Raw genomic sequence first — 16,404 nt, forward strand, 5'->3', positions numbered from 1 at the left:
GGTCAAAGGACGAACGACTTTTGCAATAGCCCATCGTTTATCCACCCTTCGCAATGCTGACCGTCTGGTAGTGATGGATGCCGGACGCATTGTGGAAATGGGCACGCACCGAGAATTGCTCGAAAAGAAGGGCATGTTTTACAAATTGGTGCAGATGCAAGAAGAGATTTCACAGATTATTGCGATTAAGGAATAGGTTTACATGAATCACTTATCGGGAAAACCATTGATCGAAAAACTCCCGCCATCCGTGGCAAGGAAACTTAGTGCGGCGAAGCCCAATGGCGAGACGGTGCTGATGCAGGTCGCGACGGATCTGGACGAGTCCCTGAATTACAACCCGCAGTGGGTGGTGGTGACCGATCAACAGGTATTGGTGATTCCCGAATCGGGTGTGGATGGTACGCAGTCGATGGCGATTGGCGATGTGGAAGATGTGAAAGTGGAGGAGCGCGTGGGGTTGGGCACTCTGGCCTTGACGCACAAAGCAGGACCCGGGATGCATGTGCCCTATTCGCCATCTCTTACCGCCGTGTTTGCCGAAGTGGCCGATGGGATTCGGCAGTTGAAGGACAATGAGCCGTTGACGTTGCCCACAGAGCTGGAGCAGACGCAATGCGAGCATTGTGGCAGGAGACTGCCGGAAAAAAATGGGGTGTGTGCCGCGTGTTTAAAAAAGTGGCAGACTTTTCGGCGCATCGTGGGGTATATGGCGGCTTATCCCGTGCGTCTGATTACAACCATAGCACTGACATTTATCAGCGCTTTATTTACGCTGTTGCCACCCAAAATTACGGAGTATGTGATTGACGGTGTTTTGACGGCGGGTTGGGACGCAGTTGCAATTCCATTAATTGAGTCAACAGATCGTCTTGATCGATTGGGACTGTTGATTTTAGGGCTTATTATTATACGGCTGTTAATCTGGGTGGTCGATGTGGTGATGGCTGCGCTGAGTCGGTCGTTGGGGTTGCGCGCTATCGGTGATTTGCGGGAAGATCTCTACCGCGCGTTTCAGATGGTGCCCATTCGCTTTTACGATCGGCGAAAAGTGGGTGCGCTGACGTCCCGCATGAATAATGATACGGACCGCATGGAAGTGATCATGACGTATGATTTTTATTATGTGTTTTCAAACAGTTTGTTATTTGTCGGTATTCTGGGCTTTCTGGCGTGGATGAACTGGCAACTCACGCTGTTTGTGGTGGCACCTATTCCGCTGATTGTATTTGCCGGCACACGGATATGGTACCGCATTATGACATTCTGGACCCAGTGGTCGGGAAAGTGGGGCAGGCTATCGGCGCAGTTGAATGAGTCGATTCACGGTATTCGCGTTGTGAAGGCATTTGCACAGGAAGCAAAGGAGAGCGAGCGTTTTGACCAATACAACGAAGATCTGCGCGATGTGGATACCCGGGGCGAACGGGCCTGGTTTGTTTTTTTTAACGTGACAAATCTGTTGATGAACGCAGGGGTATTTTTTGTCTGGTATTTTGGTGGACGACAGATTCTGGGCGGGGAACTGACGCTGGGTGCGCTAATCGCATTTATGAGTTATCTCTGGATGTTGTACCAGCCATTGCGCTGGTTTGGCGATTTTTACAGTTATATTTTGCGGGCATTTGCCGGTGCACAACGCGTGTTCGAGGTGATTGATTCCGAACCCGAACCATACCAAAAACCCGATGCCGTGCGGTTGCCAAAAATCGAGGGCCATTTGAAGTTCGAGTCCGTGTTTTTTGGTTATGACCCCGGCAAGCCCGTGCTCAAGGGGGTTGACCTGGAGGTGAAAGCGGGCGAGATGATTGGGCTTGTGGGCAAATCGGGTGCTGGCAAGTCAACGCTGATCAATCTGGTGTGTCGATTCTACGATCCCGACCGCGGGCAGTTGCTGGTGGATGGTGTGCCGATGACCGATGTTAATTTGCGCGATTTGAGATCCCAAATTGGGATGGTACATCAGCAGCCATTTTTGTTTGACGGCACGATTGCCGAAAACATCGCCTATGGCAAACCAGATGCGACTTTTGACGAGGTGATGCGCGCCGCAATCGCAGCCGAAGCACACGAGTTCATTGTCAAAAAGCCCGATGGTTATGATATGCGAGTGGGAGAAAGCGGGGGGCGTCTCTCAGGTGGCGAAAAACAGCGGGTATCTATCGCGCGGGCAATTTTGCACAATCCGCGGATTCTCATTCTCGATGAAGCCACGTCTTCGCTGGATACACCTACCGAGAAGAAGATCCAAATGGCGATTGCGCGCCTGGTTGAGGGGCGTACGACATTTGCCATTGCACACCGTCTGTCAACCCTTCGCAGCGCGGATCGACTCGTGGTTATGGATGAAGGCAATATCGCCGAAGTTGGTACGCATCGTGAGTTGATGGATCGAGAGGGCATTTTTTATCGCCTGGTCAAGACACAGCAAGAGACGACGCTGGATATGTTTATGACTGCGGTGGGGGTAGAGTTGGAGTAGGGTAATTCTGATTGGAGATTTTGATGGCTACGGATATGCTGGAGATGGAAGTGGAAGAGATTGCAGAAAACACAGAGGAATGGACGCCGATACCCATTGAGATGGTGCATCCCGAATCGGTTGATCCGCGTAAGATCCGCTTGTTTAAAGAGCCGCAGTGGATTTTGCGGATGACGATTGAAGGGGATCGGTCCTATACCCGCGTGAAAGTGGTGCGGGCAGCGCCGTTGACAGAACCAGATCGCTATTTTTGCATTCTGGATATTAAAGATGAAGCGATCTGCATGATCAAGGATCTGTCTGATTTGACAGAAGAGAGCCGGTCTCTGGTGTATGAAGAACTGGACAATCGGTATTTGACGGCGGAGATTCAAAAGATCGTGGCGTTGCAAAATGAATACGGGGTGACGTACTGGACTGTCGATACAGACAGGGGCAGGCGCGATTTTGTAGCCAAGTCCGTCGCCGAAGACGCGCAGTGGTTGGGAGAGACGCGGCTGATGATTTTTGATGTGGATAACAATCGCTTTGAGGTGCCCGATATACGAGCACTGGACCGCCGCAGTCAAGGGTTGTTGGAATCAGTTGTCTGATGCGAGGGCATTGATCTGCGTCATTACTCAAAAGGGCATTTTTAAAAATGCCCTTTTTTTTCTTGTATGGGAAGTCTCTAATCACTAACTTGTCGAAACACAGCGAGATATTTGCGCGTCTCACTGCAATCTGAGCAATGTCAACAAGTCATTTTGATCCGGTTATCTGGAGGTTTTTATGCGGAAGAAAATAGGTCGAATTTTGGCGTGGATTGGTGGGATTACGGTTGGGCTGGTCGCCCTGACCATCTTGTCAGTTGTATTGCTATCTGGCGAAGATCCCGTACCCGATCAGGTGATTTTGGAGATCAACCTGGAGCAGGGGGTTGCGGAGTATGTGTCCGAAGATCCATTTGCAAAGTTAATCTCAGACGATGTGCGCTCGTTGCGCGATGTGGTCGGTGCTTTAGACGCGGCGGCTTCGGATGACCGCGTTGTGGGATTGCTGGCTCGTGGAGGCGGCGCAGCGATGGGCTTTGCACAGGCACAAGAGATAAGAGATGCGGTTCTGGATTTTGGAAAAAGCGGAAAACCCACCGCGATTTTTGCCGAGACATTTGGCGAATTCGGGTCGGGAAATGTCGGATATTATCTGGCGACGGCATTTGAGCGCATCTATCTTCAGCCCTCGGGCGATGTGGGCTTGATGGGACTGGCGATGGAGCATCCTTTTGTCAAGGGGACATTGGATTCGCTTGGAATTGGTGTGCAGATGGATCACCGGTATGAGTATAAAAATGCGATGAACCTATATACCGAAACCAAATTTACAGACGCACACCGCGAGGCGAGTGAAGCGCTTTTAAAGTCGATGGTCGATCAGATGGTCCTGGGTATTTCACAGGCGCGGGGTACAACGCCCGAAGCTGTCCGCAACCTCATCAATCGCGGGCCTTTTTTGGCCTTATCTGCCCATGCCGAAGGCCTGGTAGATAGTCTGGCGTATTGGGATGAGGTGCGCGATCTGGTGAAGAACGAGCATGGCGAAGATACCAAATGGTTGGATATAAAAAATTATCTCAAGCGCATTGATGAAAAACCTTATGGTGAAGGGACAAAGGTGGCGTTGATCTACGGCGTGGGGCCTGTGCTTCGCGGGAAGAGTGCCTACGATCCCTTATATGGGTCTGCTACAATGGGCGCGACTACGTTGACCAAAGCTTTTCGCGATGCTGTGAAGGATAAGGATGTACGTGCAATTTTGTTTCGAATAGACTCTCCCGGTGGGTCTTACGTTGCCTCAGATGCGATCTGGCGCGAGGTTGCCAAAGCTAAGAAGGCCGACAAACCAGTAGTTGTATCAATGGGTAATGTAGCCGGATCCGGGGGATATTTTGTGGCGATGAATGCCGATAAAATTGTGGCGCAACCCGGTAGTATCACGGGATCCATTGGGGTATTAGCGGGAAAGTTTGTGACAACTGAATTTTGGGAACGGCTGGGCATTACCTGGGATACGGCGCAGGTAGGCGAAAACGCGCTGATATGGGGCACGGGTGCAGAATTTACGCCCGAGCAATGGGCGAAATTTCAGACGTGGTTGGACCGCATTTATGAAGATTTTACGGCGAAGGTAGCAGAGGGGCGCGACATGTCACAGGCCGATGTTCACACTGTGGCAAAGGGACGAATCTGGACTGGGGCAGATGCCAGGACGCGCGGTCTGGTCGATGAATTGGGCGGCATGAAGACCGCGATGCATCTGATTCGGGAGGCATTGGAATTGGAAACCGATGCACCTCTCAACCTCGTGGTATTTCCCAAGGAAAAGACGCTAATAGAACAGGTGATGGAAAAGGGCCTGATCCGCACGCTGAGCAGGGACGATGCGTTGGGGAGACTCGCCACAGAGTTGCAACCCGTTTTTCGCTTTGCGCGCACAGTGGGGCAGCCGCGACAGGTTTTGGAGATGACACCCGTGGATATTCGGTAATAAAGGAGGGCATGATGATTACCGCAGATTTTGAAGCGTATTTGACAGATGATTGGTATGGGCAGCAGATAACGGTTGACGCTTTGCTGGAATGTGAAGCTGAAGCGGGATTTGAGATGGCGGTGGTTATGCCGCAGACCAAGCCACTTCCCGATAATGATGGGTTACTCGACAAGACAGCGGGACATCCCCAGCTTTTGCCCTGTCCGCTCGTGGATCCACATTGGGGCGAAGAAGGAATTGCAGCATTAAAGAATTATGTAGATCGCGGTGCTCAGGGCGTGAAGTTGATGGGCGCTATTCACAAATACAATGTGGATGATCCCATGGTCATTCCGTTTGTTGAGACGGCGCGCGATCTGGGGATTGTGGTATCGATTCATTCCGGGCGCGACAACTGCAGTGCCGAGCGCATTGGCAATGTGGCGCGACAAGTGCTTGGCGTGCCCATTATTATGGACCACATGGGCTTTCCCGATGGATTTGACACAGCCCTTGAAGTGTGTCGTGAATGTCCCGATGTATATCTGGGCACAACGATTCTGCGATTTCACAAGTTGTGGGCAATTAATCCCGAAGAAACCGTGCCGCATGAGGTCAAACAGGCCGTTGAAGAATTGGGACCCGAACGGATTGTTTTTGGGTCCAATTTGCCAGAATATCGCCCAATTCAGGTCAAGCGGGCGATTCAGCGGTTGGAATTGGGTGACGACGCGGAAGCTCTGATCTTCGGGGGTAATTTGGGCCGGATTTATGGGATTGAATGAAGTGTGGAGTGTGAAGTGTGAAGTGTGAAAAGAGGGCGGCCTGTGGGCACGCCCTTTTTTATTTTTTACCTTTTATCTGTGTATATTTGGTTTTATAGGTGGTTTTTTTCTGATTTTCCTTGATTTTTTTTCATAAACTTGTTTAAATTTTCGGTCTTAAAAAATTAGTCGTCCTTCCCCTTAACTCACAGGAGGTTAGTTCCAGAATGATTCGAGTTGAGAATTTGGAGAAATACTACGGCGATATTCATGCACTTAAGGGCATTGATTTTGAGATTGACGACGGCGAAATCGTCGGGTTCCTGGGTGCAAATGGCGCGGGCAAATCTACGACATTGAAAATTATGACGGGCTTTTTAGCACCAAGTGCTGGCAATGTATTTATAGATGACCTGAATATTCAGGACCATTCGCTGGATATTCGCGAGCAAATCGGCTATTTGCCCGAGATGAATCCCCTGTATGGGGAAATGAGAGTGTATGACTATATCGAGTTTATATCTCAAATTCGCGGCATGGAGGCCGGAGAGTTCAAGATGGCTTTGGATCGCGTAGTCGAACAGTGTGGTTTGCACGATGTGATTCATCTGCCCATTTCTGCGTGTTCAAAGGGGTATAAACAGCGCGTGGGGCTGTCTGCCGCGATTTTGCACGATCCCAAGGTGTTGATTTTTGATGAGCCGGTCTCCGGCCTGGATCCCAACCAAATTGTGGAGATTCGGAACCTGATCCGAGAATTGGGTCAGCAGAAGATGGTGATTATATCCAGCCATATTTTGCAAGAGATTGAAGCCACAGTAGATCGCATTGTGATTATTGACCACGGCGAAATTGTGGCCAATGGGACGAGTCAAGAGTTGATGGCGGGATTTATGGGGCGCACGCAACTCACGCTCGATGTAAAATATGCCGATGAAGAGAGTCTCGCCGCGCTGACCAACAGCGTTGATGAGGTCGAAGTTACAAATATAGAGATGGCAGATGGACGCAGTGTTTTGTCGATAGAATACGCCCGTGAGTTGGACCCCCGCGAGGCGATTTTTGATTATGCGAAAAACAGTGGCTGGGCCATTTTGGAGATGACGCAAAAACAAGTTCACCTCGAAGATGTGTTCCGCGGATTGACCGGGGAAGGAGGGAGCGATGAATAATGTGATGGCGATTTATCGCAAAGAAGTGGGCGCGTATTTCAAGAGTCCTATGGCGTATATTTTTCTGGTGTTTTTCGCCCTGTTTAACGGCTATTTCTTTAGCAATACGTTCTTCCTGTTCAGTCAGTCCGATATGCGGGCACTGTTTAATATTACGCCGATGATTTACCTGATTTTTGTGCCCGCAGTCACGATGGGGGTGCTTGCGCGCGAGAAAAGCGCGGGCACACACGAGTTGATGGCGACACTTCCGATTAAAAATTTCGAACTCGTGATTGGGAAGTATTTGTCGGCATTTACCCTGGTGTTGGCCGGGCTGGGTTTTACGCTGATACATTTTTTTACGCTTCTGACCGTTGGTACAAATATCGACTACGGCGGTGTAATCTGTGGGTATTTGGGACTGGCTCTGGTAGGTGCATTTTACGCAGCTATTGGCACATTCACGAGCAGTTTGACGGATAATCAGGTGGTTGCATTTATCCTCGCGGCAGTATTTGTATTGGGATTTTATCTGCTCGATAAATTATTGATTTTTGTGCCTGCAGCTCTTGCTGTGCCCATTCAATTTATGGCGGTCGATTACCATTTGTCCAATATGTCGCGCGGGGTTGTAGATTCGCGCAATCTGGTGTATTTCGGTTCGCTGATCTGGTTGTTTTTGGTGCTTACAGTGCGCGTTATTGACATGCGGAAGTGGAGGTAGTCATGCCAGTTATTGATTCCCAAAAGAGCTTTGTAATTTTTATTGTGGTTGCTATCGCGCTCGTGACACTCGGCAATCTGGTTTCCCGCAATTTTTTCTTTCGGCTGGACCTGACTGAGAATCAGATTTATTCGCTGTCGCCATCGAGCAAGGTGATCCTCGAGAAGATCGACGACTTTTTGACTGCTAAAGTCTATTTTTCCGAAAATTTGCCCGGGCAATACGGCAATACGCGGCGGTATTTGCAGGATATTCTGGAAGAATATGCCGCGTATTCTGATGGTAATTTTCGGTTTGAGTTTTACAGACCCGATGACGATGAAAAATTGGCACTTGAAGCGCAAAAATCGGGTATTCAGCCCGTGCAATTGCAAGTGCTCGAAAACGACAAGTTTGAGGTAAAGCGCATTTATATGGGAATGGCGCTGCTCTACGGCGACAAGCGAGAGGTATTGCCGGTTATTCAAACGACCACGGGGCTGGAATACGAGATTACAACGCGAATTAAAAAACTGGTTGACGATAACCGCTCTGTAGTGGGAGTGGCAAATACCGGGACTTCGGCACCGGCAATGGAGCGGGTGAATGCGCGGCTTCGGGAAGCCTACGACGTGCGCTCGGTCTTTTTGGGTGCTGGCGTGCCCGACGATATAGAGATGTTGCTCGTCAATGGGGTTGTGGATTCTCTGTCTGAAGATGCACTCGGCGCGCTAAAGAACTATATCCACTCGGGAGGCAATTTGTTTTTGGCGCAAAGCAAGATCAATGGCGACCTTCAGGCGCAGCGCGGGACGCCCATTCAGTCCAATATCTTTGAAGTACTCGAAACCTTTGGCGTGAGCCTGGCTGACAATCTGGTAATGGATCGAATTTGTGGCACGGTTACGGTGTCACAACAGCGCGGTTTTTTGCGCTTTAATTCGGCGGTGGAGTATCCATTCTTTCCCGTGTTGCAATCTTTTCCCGATCACGAAATAGTCAGTGGCTTAGAGCAAGTTCAAATGCTGTTTTCCAGTGAGATTGTTTACGATACGGCTGATTCAACGCGCCTTGTGAAACCTTTGCTGGTCACGTCAGACCATTCGGGTGCGGCGGCCGGGTTTATCAATCTCAACCCCATTCAGAACCAGGCATTTCAATCGCTCAACGAACCGGGCAAGGTAGTGGGAGTTTATGCGACGGCTACCTCAGATAGCCTGGAAAATGTGATGAGCCAATTGGTGCTGGTGTCGTCCTCCGACTTTCTACTCGACAGCGGGGGAGGACAGGTGCCGTCCAATGGGATTTTTGTGATGAATACGGTAGATGTGCTCATTGGCGACCGCGACCTCGTGGCTTTGAGATCGCGCGAGATTACAACGCGACCATTGCAAACTGTGGAGGATACGACTCGAACCACGGTGAAAACCCTCAATATTGTGCTGCCCGTGCTGCTGATCATTGTTTTAGGGCTGGTGCAGTGGCGGCTTGTGGTGGCGCGTGCAAAGCGATTGGAGGCACTCTATGAGTAATTTAAACTGGCTTCTCATCGGGATTGCCGTGTTACTGGGGCTTTACGCGCTCTTGCAGGTGCGAGAAAGCGGATATACGACGCCCACAGGCCAGGTCTTTCCCGAGAATACCGATGATATTTACAAGGTTAAAATGATGACAATGGGCGATAGCCTGACGTTGCAAAAGAAGGATCTTGAGTGGACGATTGTGGGACACGATACTCTGAAAGTTCGAGACCAGCGAATCACGGCACTATTTGAACAGGTATTGAAGGTGAGTCGCGAGACCACGATGACAGACAAGGCTGATAATTGGTCCAAGTATGCCGTAGATGACGCGACGGGAACGCATGTCGTGATCTATAATGCGAAGGATGAGTTGCTCGCCCACGCGGTATTCGGCAGGTCGAGTACCGATTGGGCACGCAATTACGTGCGGATTGGCGAGGGACCAGAAGTGTATCTGACGGATCGGAGCATCGTCTATCAGGTCAGCACTGATGCGACATTCTGGGGAGAGAAACTGCCTGAGCCCGCGCCTACAGCAGTGGATTCCGCAGATGTAGCTCCCGCACCCACAGTAGTAGATTCCGCTAAAGCAGGAGATGAAGGATAGACCAGGTAGGTGGAATAAGAAAAAAGGCCATGGTGATTTAAACCATGGCCTTTTTTTTCATGTATCGGAAAAAACCGTATAGAACGAAGGAGATTGGACCGAGGCCGACGACCAGAATGCGCCAGAGGATTTTTTGATCAGCGGACAAATGGGGAAAGCCGGGTGCGATTTTTCGGCGAGCTTGAAGATCGGCAAATTGCGGGCCATATGTGAGATACGCAACGGCGTTGAGCAAGAATTGTTCGTGTTGAAAACCCGACGCATAGAGATACTCGTTTTTGAACATTTCAGAACTGCCGATTAGCAGCAGATGACCTTTGGGATTGGGGATTGGGTGCGTGAGTGTGGGGGATGATGCATTGAACTCGGCCAGGGGAAATGCGCCTGTCACGAGTAGTGCGAGGGGCTGATGGCTCAATAGAAGTGAATCTGGGGAGAATGCGGTTTTGGGCAACCATCCGCCCGACCAGTGGTATGCCCAGGTGCGGTTTGACGTGGTGATCAGAGGGGTTACCGTCAGATCGTGCATCTGTAGCTGATGCGGATCTGGCACAAAGCGATTGCCCCAGATAAAGAGCTGGTCGCCGAGTTGTCGTGTAATGGGCAATGTGGTATCAAAATTTGGCGGAACAGCCCGGATGAGAAAGGGAAGAGCCACTTCCTGCGCGTCGTATTCGCGGACTGCGCGCCGATAAATCTGGGTCTCAAGGGCGAGGCGCGAGCGGGTTTGGTCCATGAGGACTTCGCGTGCCTGTACAATGCCCAGGGGTTCCAGATAGCGGTTGAGGTCCTGGTATTGGGGCTGAGGCCAGTACACGGTTTCAAAATCTCCACCCGAGTACTGGCGCTGTTGGATATTGTAGTGTTGTAGTGCGACAATGGCGCCGCCCCCCCGAGCGAGGTGCCGGCTCAAGAGGGCGATCATGGAGCTGGCATCCCGGCGCGGTTGCATCCAGATCACGAGGTCGGTTTGCGGTGGGAGATGCGGGTTGTGCGGGTTGACATAGCTTACGCGGTATCCATAAGTATGCAAAAGCGTTTTTAGTTCGCTGAATACATCGGTACCTCTTGGAGGTGACAGATGTTTCTGGCGGTACTCCTGCGCCTCGGCGGGAGAAAGGCGCGGGGATTCGGCAATGAGGGCAATATGGGGTGTTTTGCCCGTGGATAGACGGAGAGTTGCCGTTGCGAGCAGAAATTCGAGGTGATCTGCTATTCGGTCATCTAAACGCGGGATGATTGTCGCGCTACCTGGCCGGTGTAATAAGAGACCGCTGATAACGGATTGAGAAATTTCCACGTCATCCCGCACGGTTCTCACCTGATATGGGCGCAGACCAATGCGGTTGAGATAAGCTGTTGACAGGTCTGTGGGCCGTCGAAGTGTGTAGTTTATGCCGAGGCTCCTGAGTCGCGCAATGGTCTCGGTTTCTACTTTTTTTAAGGCGGGGGGAAGATGGGCACGAATAGGGATGATCAAGTCGGCTTTCAGAGTTTGATTTTGAACTTGCTCCCGAGAAAATGGCAAAGGAGTATGTATTTTTTCGGCTGTGAGGTCGAGTAATTGGCCCCACTGGTAGGACCAGAGGCGGGAGGCGATAATCAGCGCCAATATCGCAATGCAGGCACGCGGGGAGAGATACTTGAAGGATACGCGCATCTGTCTGCTATAGTACAAGCACACGCCCAGAGTTAGAAGGATTAAGGGAATGACGAATACGACACAGACCCGCCAGATCACACGCGAAGTCGCGTTTAGTTGTGGTATTGGCGACGGTGATGGTCTTTTAACGCGACCGCGCACAATGCGGTCGTGGTCGGTGAATGTGCGCATGATGGTCTGAAGAAAGACGCGATGCGCGTAGTTGGGTTGGTTAAATATGCCATCGCGGAACGGGCTGGACGTTGCGAGTATCAGAATTTCTCCTTTCCACGGATCCTTGTGTCTGAGCCGCAGCATCACATTTTGTTTGCCTATTGTGGGTGCTTCCTTCAGGTGGCTGTTTGTAAATGGCTCTGTTGGAATGGGTTGTATATACGCATTATCTGTGGTTGTGCCCAGAATATCGAGGTGATAGTCCGCTTCATATACCGCGCGCGAATCGACTGTTAGAGCGCCTGCCGAGACAAAATTCAGTGCGCCTCTGGCCGGTGATAAAAAGCCTTTGAGGTCGTAAAAACCCGGCATAACGCGCAGGTGAAAGGGGGCGTTGATCTGGTGAATTTCGTCTTTTTTATCGCGGAACAAGATCGCCCCCCGGCTCTGATCCATCAAAAGGTCGGCTTGTGGGCGTATTCCAAGCGGTGCCAGGAATTTTTCCCAGTCAGCGTTTAAATATGCGCGGTATGTTACTTCTCCTATATCATTGACTGCGTAGTCAATGATATAGGGACTGCCAGCAAGCACGACTGTGCGGCCTTTGTCTATCGCATTTTGAAGGGTACGAAGGTTGGCGGTTGCGGGATTGATCCAAAATATGATATCGGCATCCGATGGAATTGCATTGGAATCGGCGGGAGCAATATCACCCCATTGGCCGAGAAATTTTGTGAAGAGACCGAACTGGCGCGGCGAGGAAACAGCAATGACAGGACGTGGGGGATGGGCGAGTGCTTTGAGATGGGCGAGTATAAGGTGCTCGAGGTACGGTATATCTGCGGGAACTATTTTAGGGATCAAAATATCGGGGTGATCGCCATAAGCGATAACGAGTGAAGACCAGACCGCCTGTTCGCTGTGTTCGTCGCGCTGAATGTTGCGCACATGAAAAGGCGCGGCCTTTTTCTGAATGGCATAAGCGCGTCCGGGTTCAGAGTCGGGATCCACAATGCGGTAATCTATTCGGTCAGGAGCCAGTGCCTTGAGGCGCGCGAAAAGGGTTTTTACGGGAGTTTTCACTCCCTCCTGGTGCTTGACGATATACGTCAGAGAAAGGGGTGCTTCAAGTTTGGTATAAAAGTTTTGTGAATCGGCCGAAAGCGTTGCCGTCAGATACAGGTGTCCTGTACCGAGGTCCTCCAAAAGACGACCGGTGTAAAATACAAGGGAGAGAAGAAAGAGAAAAGCCAGAGGAAATTTTATCCAATTATCCATATCAGGCGCGGTCTCGTTTGAGAGACAGATCGTTCATCCATAAAAAAAGGACACTTAGCAAGGTGAAATAGAGCACTGCGGGCAGGGCGATGATGCCGCGGGTAAAGGCACTGTAGTGCGGGTCAATGGAGAGTGATTCATAGAGCAGGCTGCCGATATGATATGCGGGAGCCAATCCATCGAGGATTTCAACCACTTTTTCGTGTCCGCTCAAGACAAATACAAAACCCAATAGCATTGCGACGACATAAGCGACAATTTGATCGCGCGTAAGCCCCGATGCAAACAGGCCAAATGAAAGAAAAAATGCGCCCAGGCAGAGCGCGCCCAAATAGGATGAAAAAATCAGACCGAGGTCTGGGTCCCCGAGAAAGAGCAGCATGAGAACGATAGGCGAGGTACCCGAGAGGACGATGAGATAAAACACAAGTGCGGATAGATATTTACCAATTACAATCTGGATGGGTTGCAGGGGCATAGTCATCAACAATTCAATGGTATGCTGCGCGCGTTCTTCAGCCCATGAACGCATGGTTATGGCAGGGATAAATGGTATGAGAAAAAAGGGGAGCAGGTCAAAATAAGGTGCCATTTCGAGTACGCCATTGAGGAAAAAGGCGTTCATAAATGTCGAACAGGACAGGATGAGGAAGACAGAGGCATAGATATAGGCGATTGGCGTATCAAAATAGGCATTGATTTCGCGGGTAAAGATCACGCCAATACCCCGTGCGAAGTTCTTTGGGCGCAAGTGATCGGGCATGCGCGATTTCTCCCTTAATTTTGTTGACGCACAAGATGGGTAAAAATGGCCTCGAGATCTTCGGACTGACCCGTTTGGCGCGCCAGGTCATCTATGCAGCCATCAGCCAACAAATTGCCCTGATGTATTATGAGTACGCGGTCCGATAGGGTAGATACTTCAGGGATAATATGGCTGCTGAATAAGATAATCCGATTTTCGCTGAGGGATTGGATCAAGTCCCGGAATGCTAGAACTTGCAGAGGGTCAAAACCGTGTGTAGGCTCATCGAGCAGGAGAATAGGCGGATCGTGGATGAGAGCAGCCCCTACACCGATGCGCTGGCGAAATCCCGTGGAACACTGGTCAATGCGTTTGTACAGATGGGGAGAAAGACCGCATATATCGACAATCCAGGCGAAGTTTTTTTCGAGAACATCGCCTGAAAGTCCGCGCGCTTTGCCGCAAAATCTCAAAAATTTATCCACGCGCATTGCCTGATAGAGCGGTGTGTCGCCAGAGAGGTAGCCAATTTTGCGGCGTATGGACAGGGAATGCGTCACCACGTCGAGGCCATCAATTGTGATTTTTCCCGAGGACGGTAAAATATAGGTCGCCAACATTTTGAGTACCGTGCTTTTGCCCGCACCATTGGGCCCGACAAATCCGATAATTTCGCCAGGCACAAGCGAAAAGCTGATGTTTTCAACGGCTCTAATTGAACCGTACCATTTTGCGACGTCTGTGACTTGAATCATGGTAGAACCCCAACTCTGATTTCTTCAATATTCATATCTCAATGTGTAATAGCAAGCGCAATATCTGAGTTTGGGGTTGGAAAGGGCTAACACGGGATATATATTGGACAGAGATTTTGTCGTACACCTCGGTCACTAACCGCTGAAATCTATGGGCAAACAAATAAGAAAAAAAGGCTTTTGTGCCTACTATCTGGGCGGTCTATTTGTCAGGATGAGCGATAACAATCTCTTTTTGCTCTGTGGGGGACTAGCTTTTGCTACTCTTTTGTGCCTTGTGCCTCTGGTCTTTCTGATCTTCTTCGCACTTGAGGCCATTCTGGACGTGAGGGCGATAGCTCACCTGGTCAATCAAACGGTGGATGTGCTCATCCCATATCCAGAAGAGGCCGAATATCTGAAGGAGGTTTTATCCGTGCGCGTCTCGGGCGTCCTGACCTTCAAAAAGGCTTATGGAGCTTCGGGTCTGTTAATTTTAATCGTGAGTGCCAGTAGTCTGTTCAGCAGCATGAGAACCCTGCTCAATGCGGTCTTCAAGATCGATCACAGCTTTGGAGAAAAAGGGGGTGAGACGGAGCCTGTCGCAGTAGGGCAGGTAAAAAATATGGATACCCCAGGACGCTGGATAAAATTTTTGTACAGGGTTTTGCCAATAGCAGTGGGCAAATTGAAGGACCTCACTATGGTACTTCTGATATTATATATTTTTCTTCTATTAGTCCTCGCGTTGCCTATCCTATCTACCGTCATCGACACTGCCCCCTCTCTGCTGCACACATATATCACCTACTTCTACGGTCTTATCTCCCTCACCCTGATTTTTGCCGTCTTTCTGGGGTTATACTGGCTGCTTCCATACCAAAAGATCCAGATAAAGATGCTGGCTACAGGTGCTTTTTGGGCTGCTCTGCTGTGGAAACTCATCGAATGGATATTTGGCTATTACCTGAGTCACTTTGCATCTATATCGTATCTGTACGGGGCTTATGTTCTGCTGGTGGTCGTGGCCTTGTGGATATACTTCTCTGCGATTATTTTTATTATAGGTGCTCAGATCGCCCAACTCTGTCGCGAAAGGCAGACTGCCGATCTTCAAAGTTCTTTGTTTTAAAAAAAGAAGCCGAGTTTTTTAAAAAACTCGGCTTTTCTGTAACGGCTTACAATGCTTAATAGCTAAAATTGTAACTGGCTTTTGCGTACAGGAATGTGCCGCCAAAGCCATAAGGGCTGTACTCGCCGAATGGTCTGCCAACTATGGGGCCAGGGTTGACGCCTTCTTCGATATTATCAGGCTCGATATTGAGAATATTTTGAATGCCAGCGGTTATTGTCATTCCATTGCCAATTGAGAGGCTGGACTCGAGGTCGATCAAAAATGCGTCTCCAAAGACTTGATGCCCCACGCTCCATTCATCCCAGGAACCGTAATAATTGACGCGCCCCAATGCACTCCAATAAGGCGTTATGGGTTTTGACAGGGTCAAGTTTCCGCGGTGTCTGGGAAGGCCCTTTTCCAACAGGGTGATGCGTTGTTTGTCGAGAAGGTTAGAGTCGTATTTGGTCACTTCTGTATTGGTGTAGTTATACGCGACACTCAGTTCGCCATAACACCACACTGGCGCCGTGAGAACAAAGTCAATCCCCTGGGTTTTCGTTTCAAAGTCGTTGGTAAAGAACGCAAATTCCTGGAGATTTCTCGCATTGATGCCCGTAGCCTCCAGTTGGTCAATTTGCTGAGACGTAAGTGCCTTGTCGCTGGAGGTCGTCATGCGATCTTTCACTAAAATATTGAAATAGTCTATCGTTACATTGAGCGGAGCGATATTGGTATCGACGGGATAAACGTGCTTCGTGAAAATAAAGCCAGCCGAGATATTGACGGACTTTTCTGGCTTAAGCCCTTCGCCACCTACGAGTGCGGCTGCGGGATGGATAGAGGGAATCGTGCCTCTATTGACCAGGATAAAATTGCCGTCGTCATCTTCGCCAAACTCTGTCGTGACATTAAAGGCATTTTGCTGCCCCGGCGTGGGTGCTCTAAAGCCCGTGCTAAAACTGCCGCGCACTTT

14 protein-coding genes are annotated in these 16,404 nt (G+C 50.1%); 10 read left to right on the forward strand and 4 right to left on the reverse strand.

All coding sequences use genetic code 11. The features are described 5' to 3' along the window. The 9 genes from OXG87_22870 to OXG87_22910 all read left to right on the forward strand — a co-directional run. The coding region (locus OXG87_22870) for an ABC transporter ATP-binding protein (protein MCY3872398.1) at positions 1 to 196 on the forward strand (196 nt) is incomplete at its 5' end. A gap of 6 nt (positions 197 to 202) precedes the next feature. Further along, positions 203 to 2,482 (forward strand): ABC transporter ATP-binding protein, encoded by a 2,280-nt coding sequence (locus tag OXG87_22875; GenBank protein MCY3872399.1) that lies wholly within the window; start codon positions 203 to 205, stop codon positions 2,480 to 2,482. Between the two features lie 23 nt (positions 2,483 to 2,505). Next, the gene (locus OXG87_22880) at positions 2,506 to 3,075 is read left to right on the forward strand and encodes a DUF1854 domain-containing protein (protein MCY3872400.1); all 570 of its coding nucleotides are present in this window, start codon (positions 2,506 to 2,508) and stop codon (positions 3,073 to 3,075) included. A 178-nt stretch (positions 3,076 to 3,253) separates the two neighbouring features. Next, the gene (sppA, locus tag OXG87_22885; protein ID MCY3872401.1) at positions 3,254 to 5,008 is read left to right on the forward strand and encodes a signal peptide peptidase SppA; all 1,755 of its coding nucleotides are present in this window, start codon (positions 3,254 to 3,256) and stop codon (positions 5,006 to 5,008) included. A gap of 14 nt (positions 5,009 to 5,022) precedes the next feature. Next, the gene (locus OXG87_22890) at positions 5,023 to 5,775 is read left to right on the forward strand and encodes an amidohydrolase family protein (GenBank protein ID MCY3872402.1); all 753 of its coding nucleotides are present in this window, start codon (positions 5,023 to 5,025) and stop codon (positions 5,773 to 5,775) included. A gap of 206 nt (positions 5,776 to 5,981) precedes the next feature. After that, the gene (locus OXG87_22895; protein ID MCY3872403.1) at positions 5,982 to 6,926 is read left to right on the forward strand and encodes an ATP-binding cassette domain-containing protein; all 945 of its coding nucleotides are present in this window, start codon (positions 5,982 to 5,984) and stop codon (positions 6,924 to 6,926) included. After that, a complete protein-coding gene (locus OXG87_22900) occupies positions 6,919 to 7,632 on the forward strand; it encodes an ABC transporter permease (protein MCY3872404.1) in 714 nt (237 codons plus the stop codon). Before OXG87_22895 ends, OXG87_22900 begins: the two co-directional genes overlap by 8 nt. A 2-nt stretch (positions 7,633 to 7,634) precedes the next feature. Then, positions 7,635 to 9,143 carry a GldG family protein gene (locus tag OXG87_22905; GenBank protein MCY3872405.1) on the forward strand — a complete coding sequence of 503 codons (1,509 nt, stop codon included), beginning with the start codon at positions 7,635 to 7,637 and terminating at the stop codon, positions 9,141 to 9,143. Then, the gene (locus OXG87_22910) at positions 9,136 to 9,741 is read left to right on the forward strand and encodes a DUF4340 domain-containing protein (GenBank protein MCY3872406.1); all 606 of its coding nucleotides are present in this window, start codon (positions 9,136 to 9,138) and stop codon (positions 9,739 to 9,741) included. Before OXG87_22905 ends, OXG87_22910 begins: the two co-directional genes overlap by 8 nt. Positions 9,742 to 9,778: 37 nt before the next feature. Here OXG87_22910 and OXG87_22915 read toward each other — a convergent pair whose 3' ends face one another. From OXG87_22915 to OXG87_22925, 3 genes are read right to left on the reverse strand one after another with little or no spacing between them, the layout of a single operon-like run. Beyond that, the gene (locus tag OXG87_22915) at positions 9,779 to 12,835 is read right to left on the reverse strand and encodes a Gldg family protein (protein MCY3872407.1); all 3,057 of its coding nucleotides are present in this window, start codon (positions 12,833 to 12,835) and stop codon (positions 9,779 to 9,781) included. Between the two features lies 1 nt (position 12,836). Next, positions 12,837 to 13,598 carry an ABC transporter permease gene (locus OXG87_22920; GenBank protein ID MCY3872408.1) on the reverse strand — a complete coding sequence of 254 codons (762 nt, stop codon included), beginning with the start codon at positions 13,596 to 13,598 and terminating at the stop codon, positions 12,837 to 12,839. Positions 13,599 to 13,612: 14 nt separating this feature from the next. Then, on the reverse strand, positions 13,613 to 14,335 hold the full coding sequence (locus OXG87_22925; protein ID MCY3872409.1) for an ATP-binding cassette domain-containing protein: 723 nt from the start codon (positions 14,333 to 14,335) through the stop codon (positions 13,613 to 13,615). A gap of 214 nt (positions 14,336 to 14,549) precedes the next feature. Here OXG87_22925 and OXG87_22930 point away from each other — a divergent pair, with 214 nt between their 5' ends. Next, positions 14,550 to 15,446, forward strand: a complete 897-nt coding sequence (locus tag OXG87_22930) for a YihY/virulence factor BrkB family protein (protein MCY3872410.1) — start codon at positions 14,550 to 14,552, stop codon at positions 15,444 to 15,446. Between the two features lie 55 nt (positions 15,447 to 15,501). On the opposite strand, the gene OXG87_22935 is transcribed toward OXG87_22930, so the two are convergent. Next, positions 15,502 to 16,404 (reverse strand): TonB-dependent receptor (locus tag OXG87_22935; GenBank protein ID MCY3872411.1); only part of this gene is annotated, 903 nt, incomplete at its 5' end.

Source organism: Gemmatimonadota bacterium (assembly GCA_026706845.1).
In the GTDB taxonomy this organism is placed as follows: Bacteria; Latescibacterota; UBA2968; order UBA2968; family UBA2968; genus VXRD01.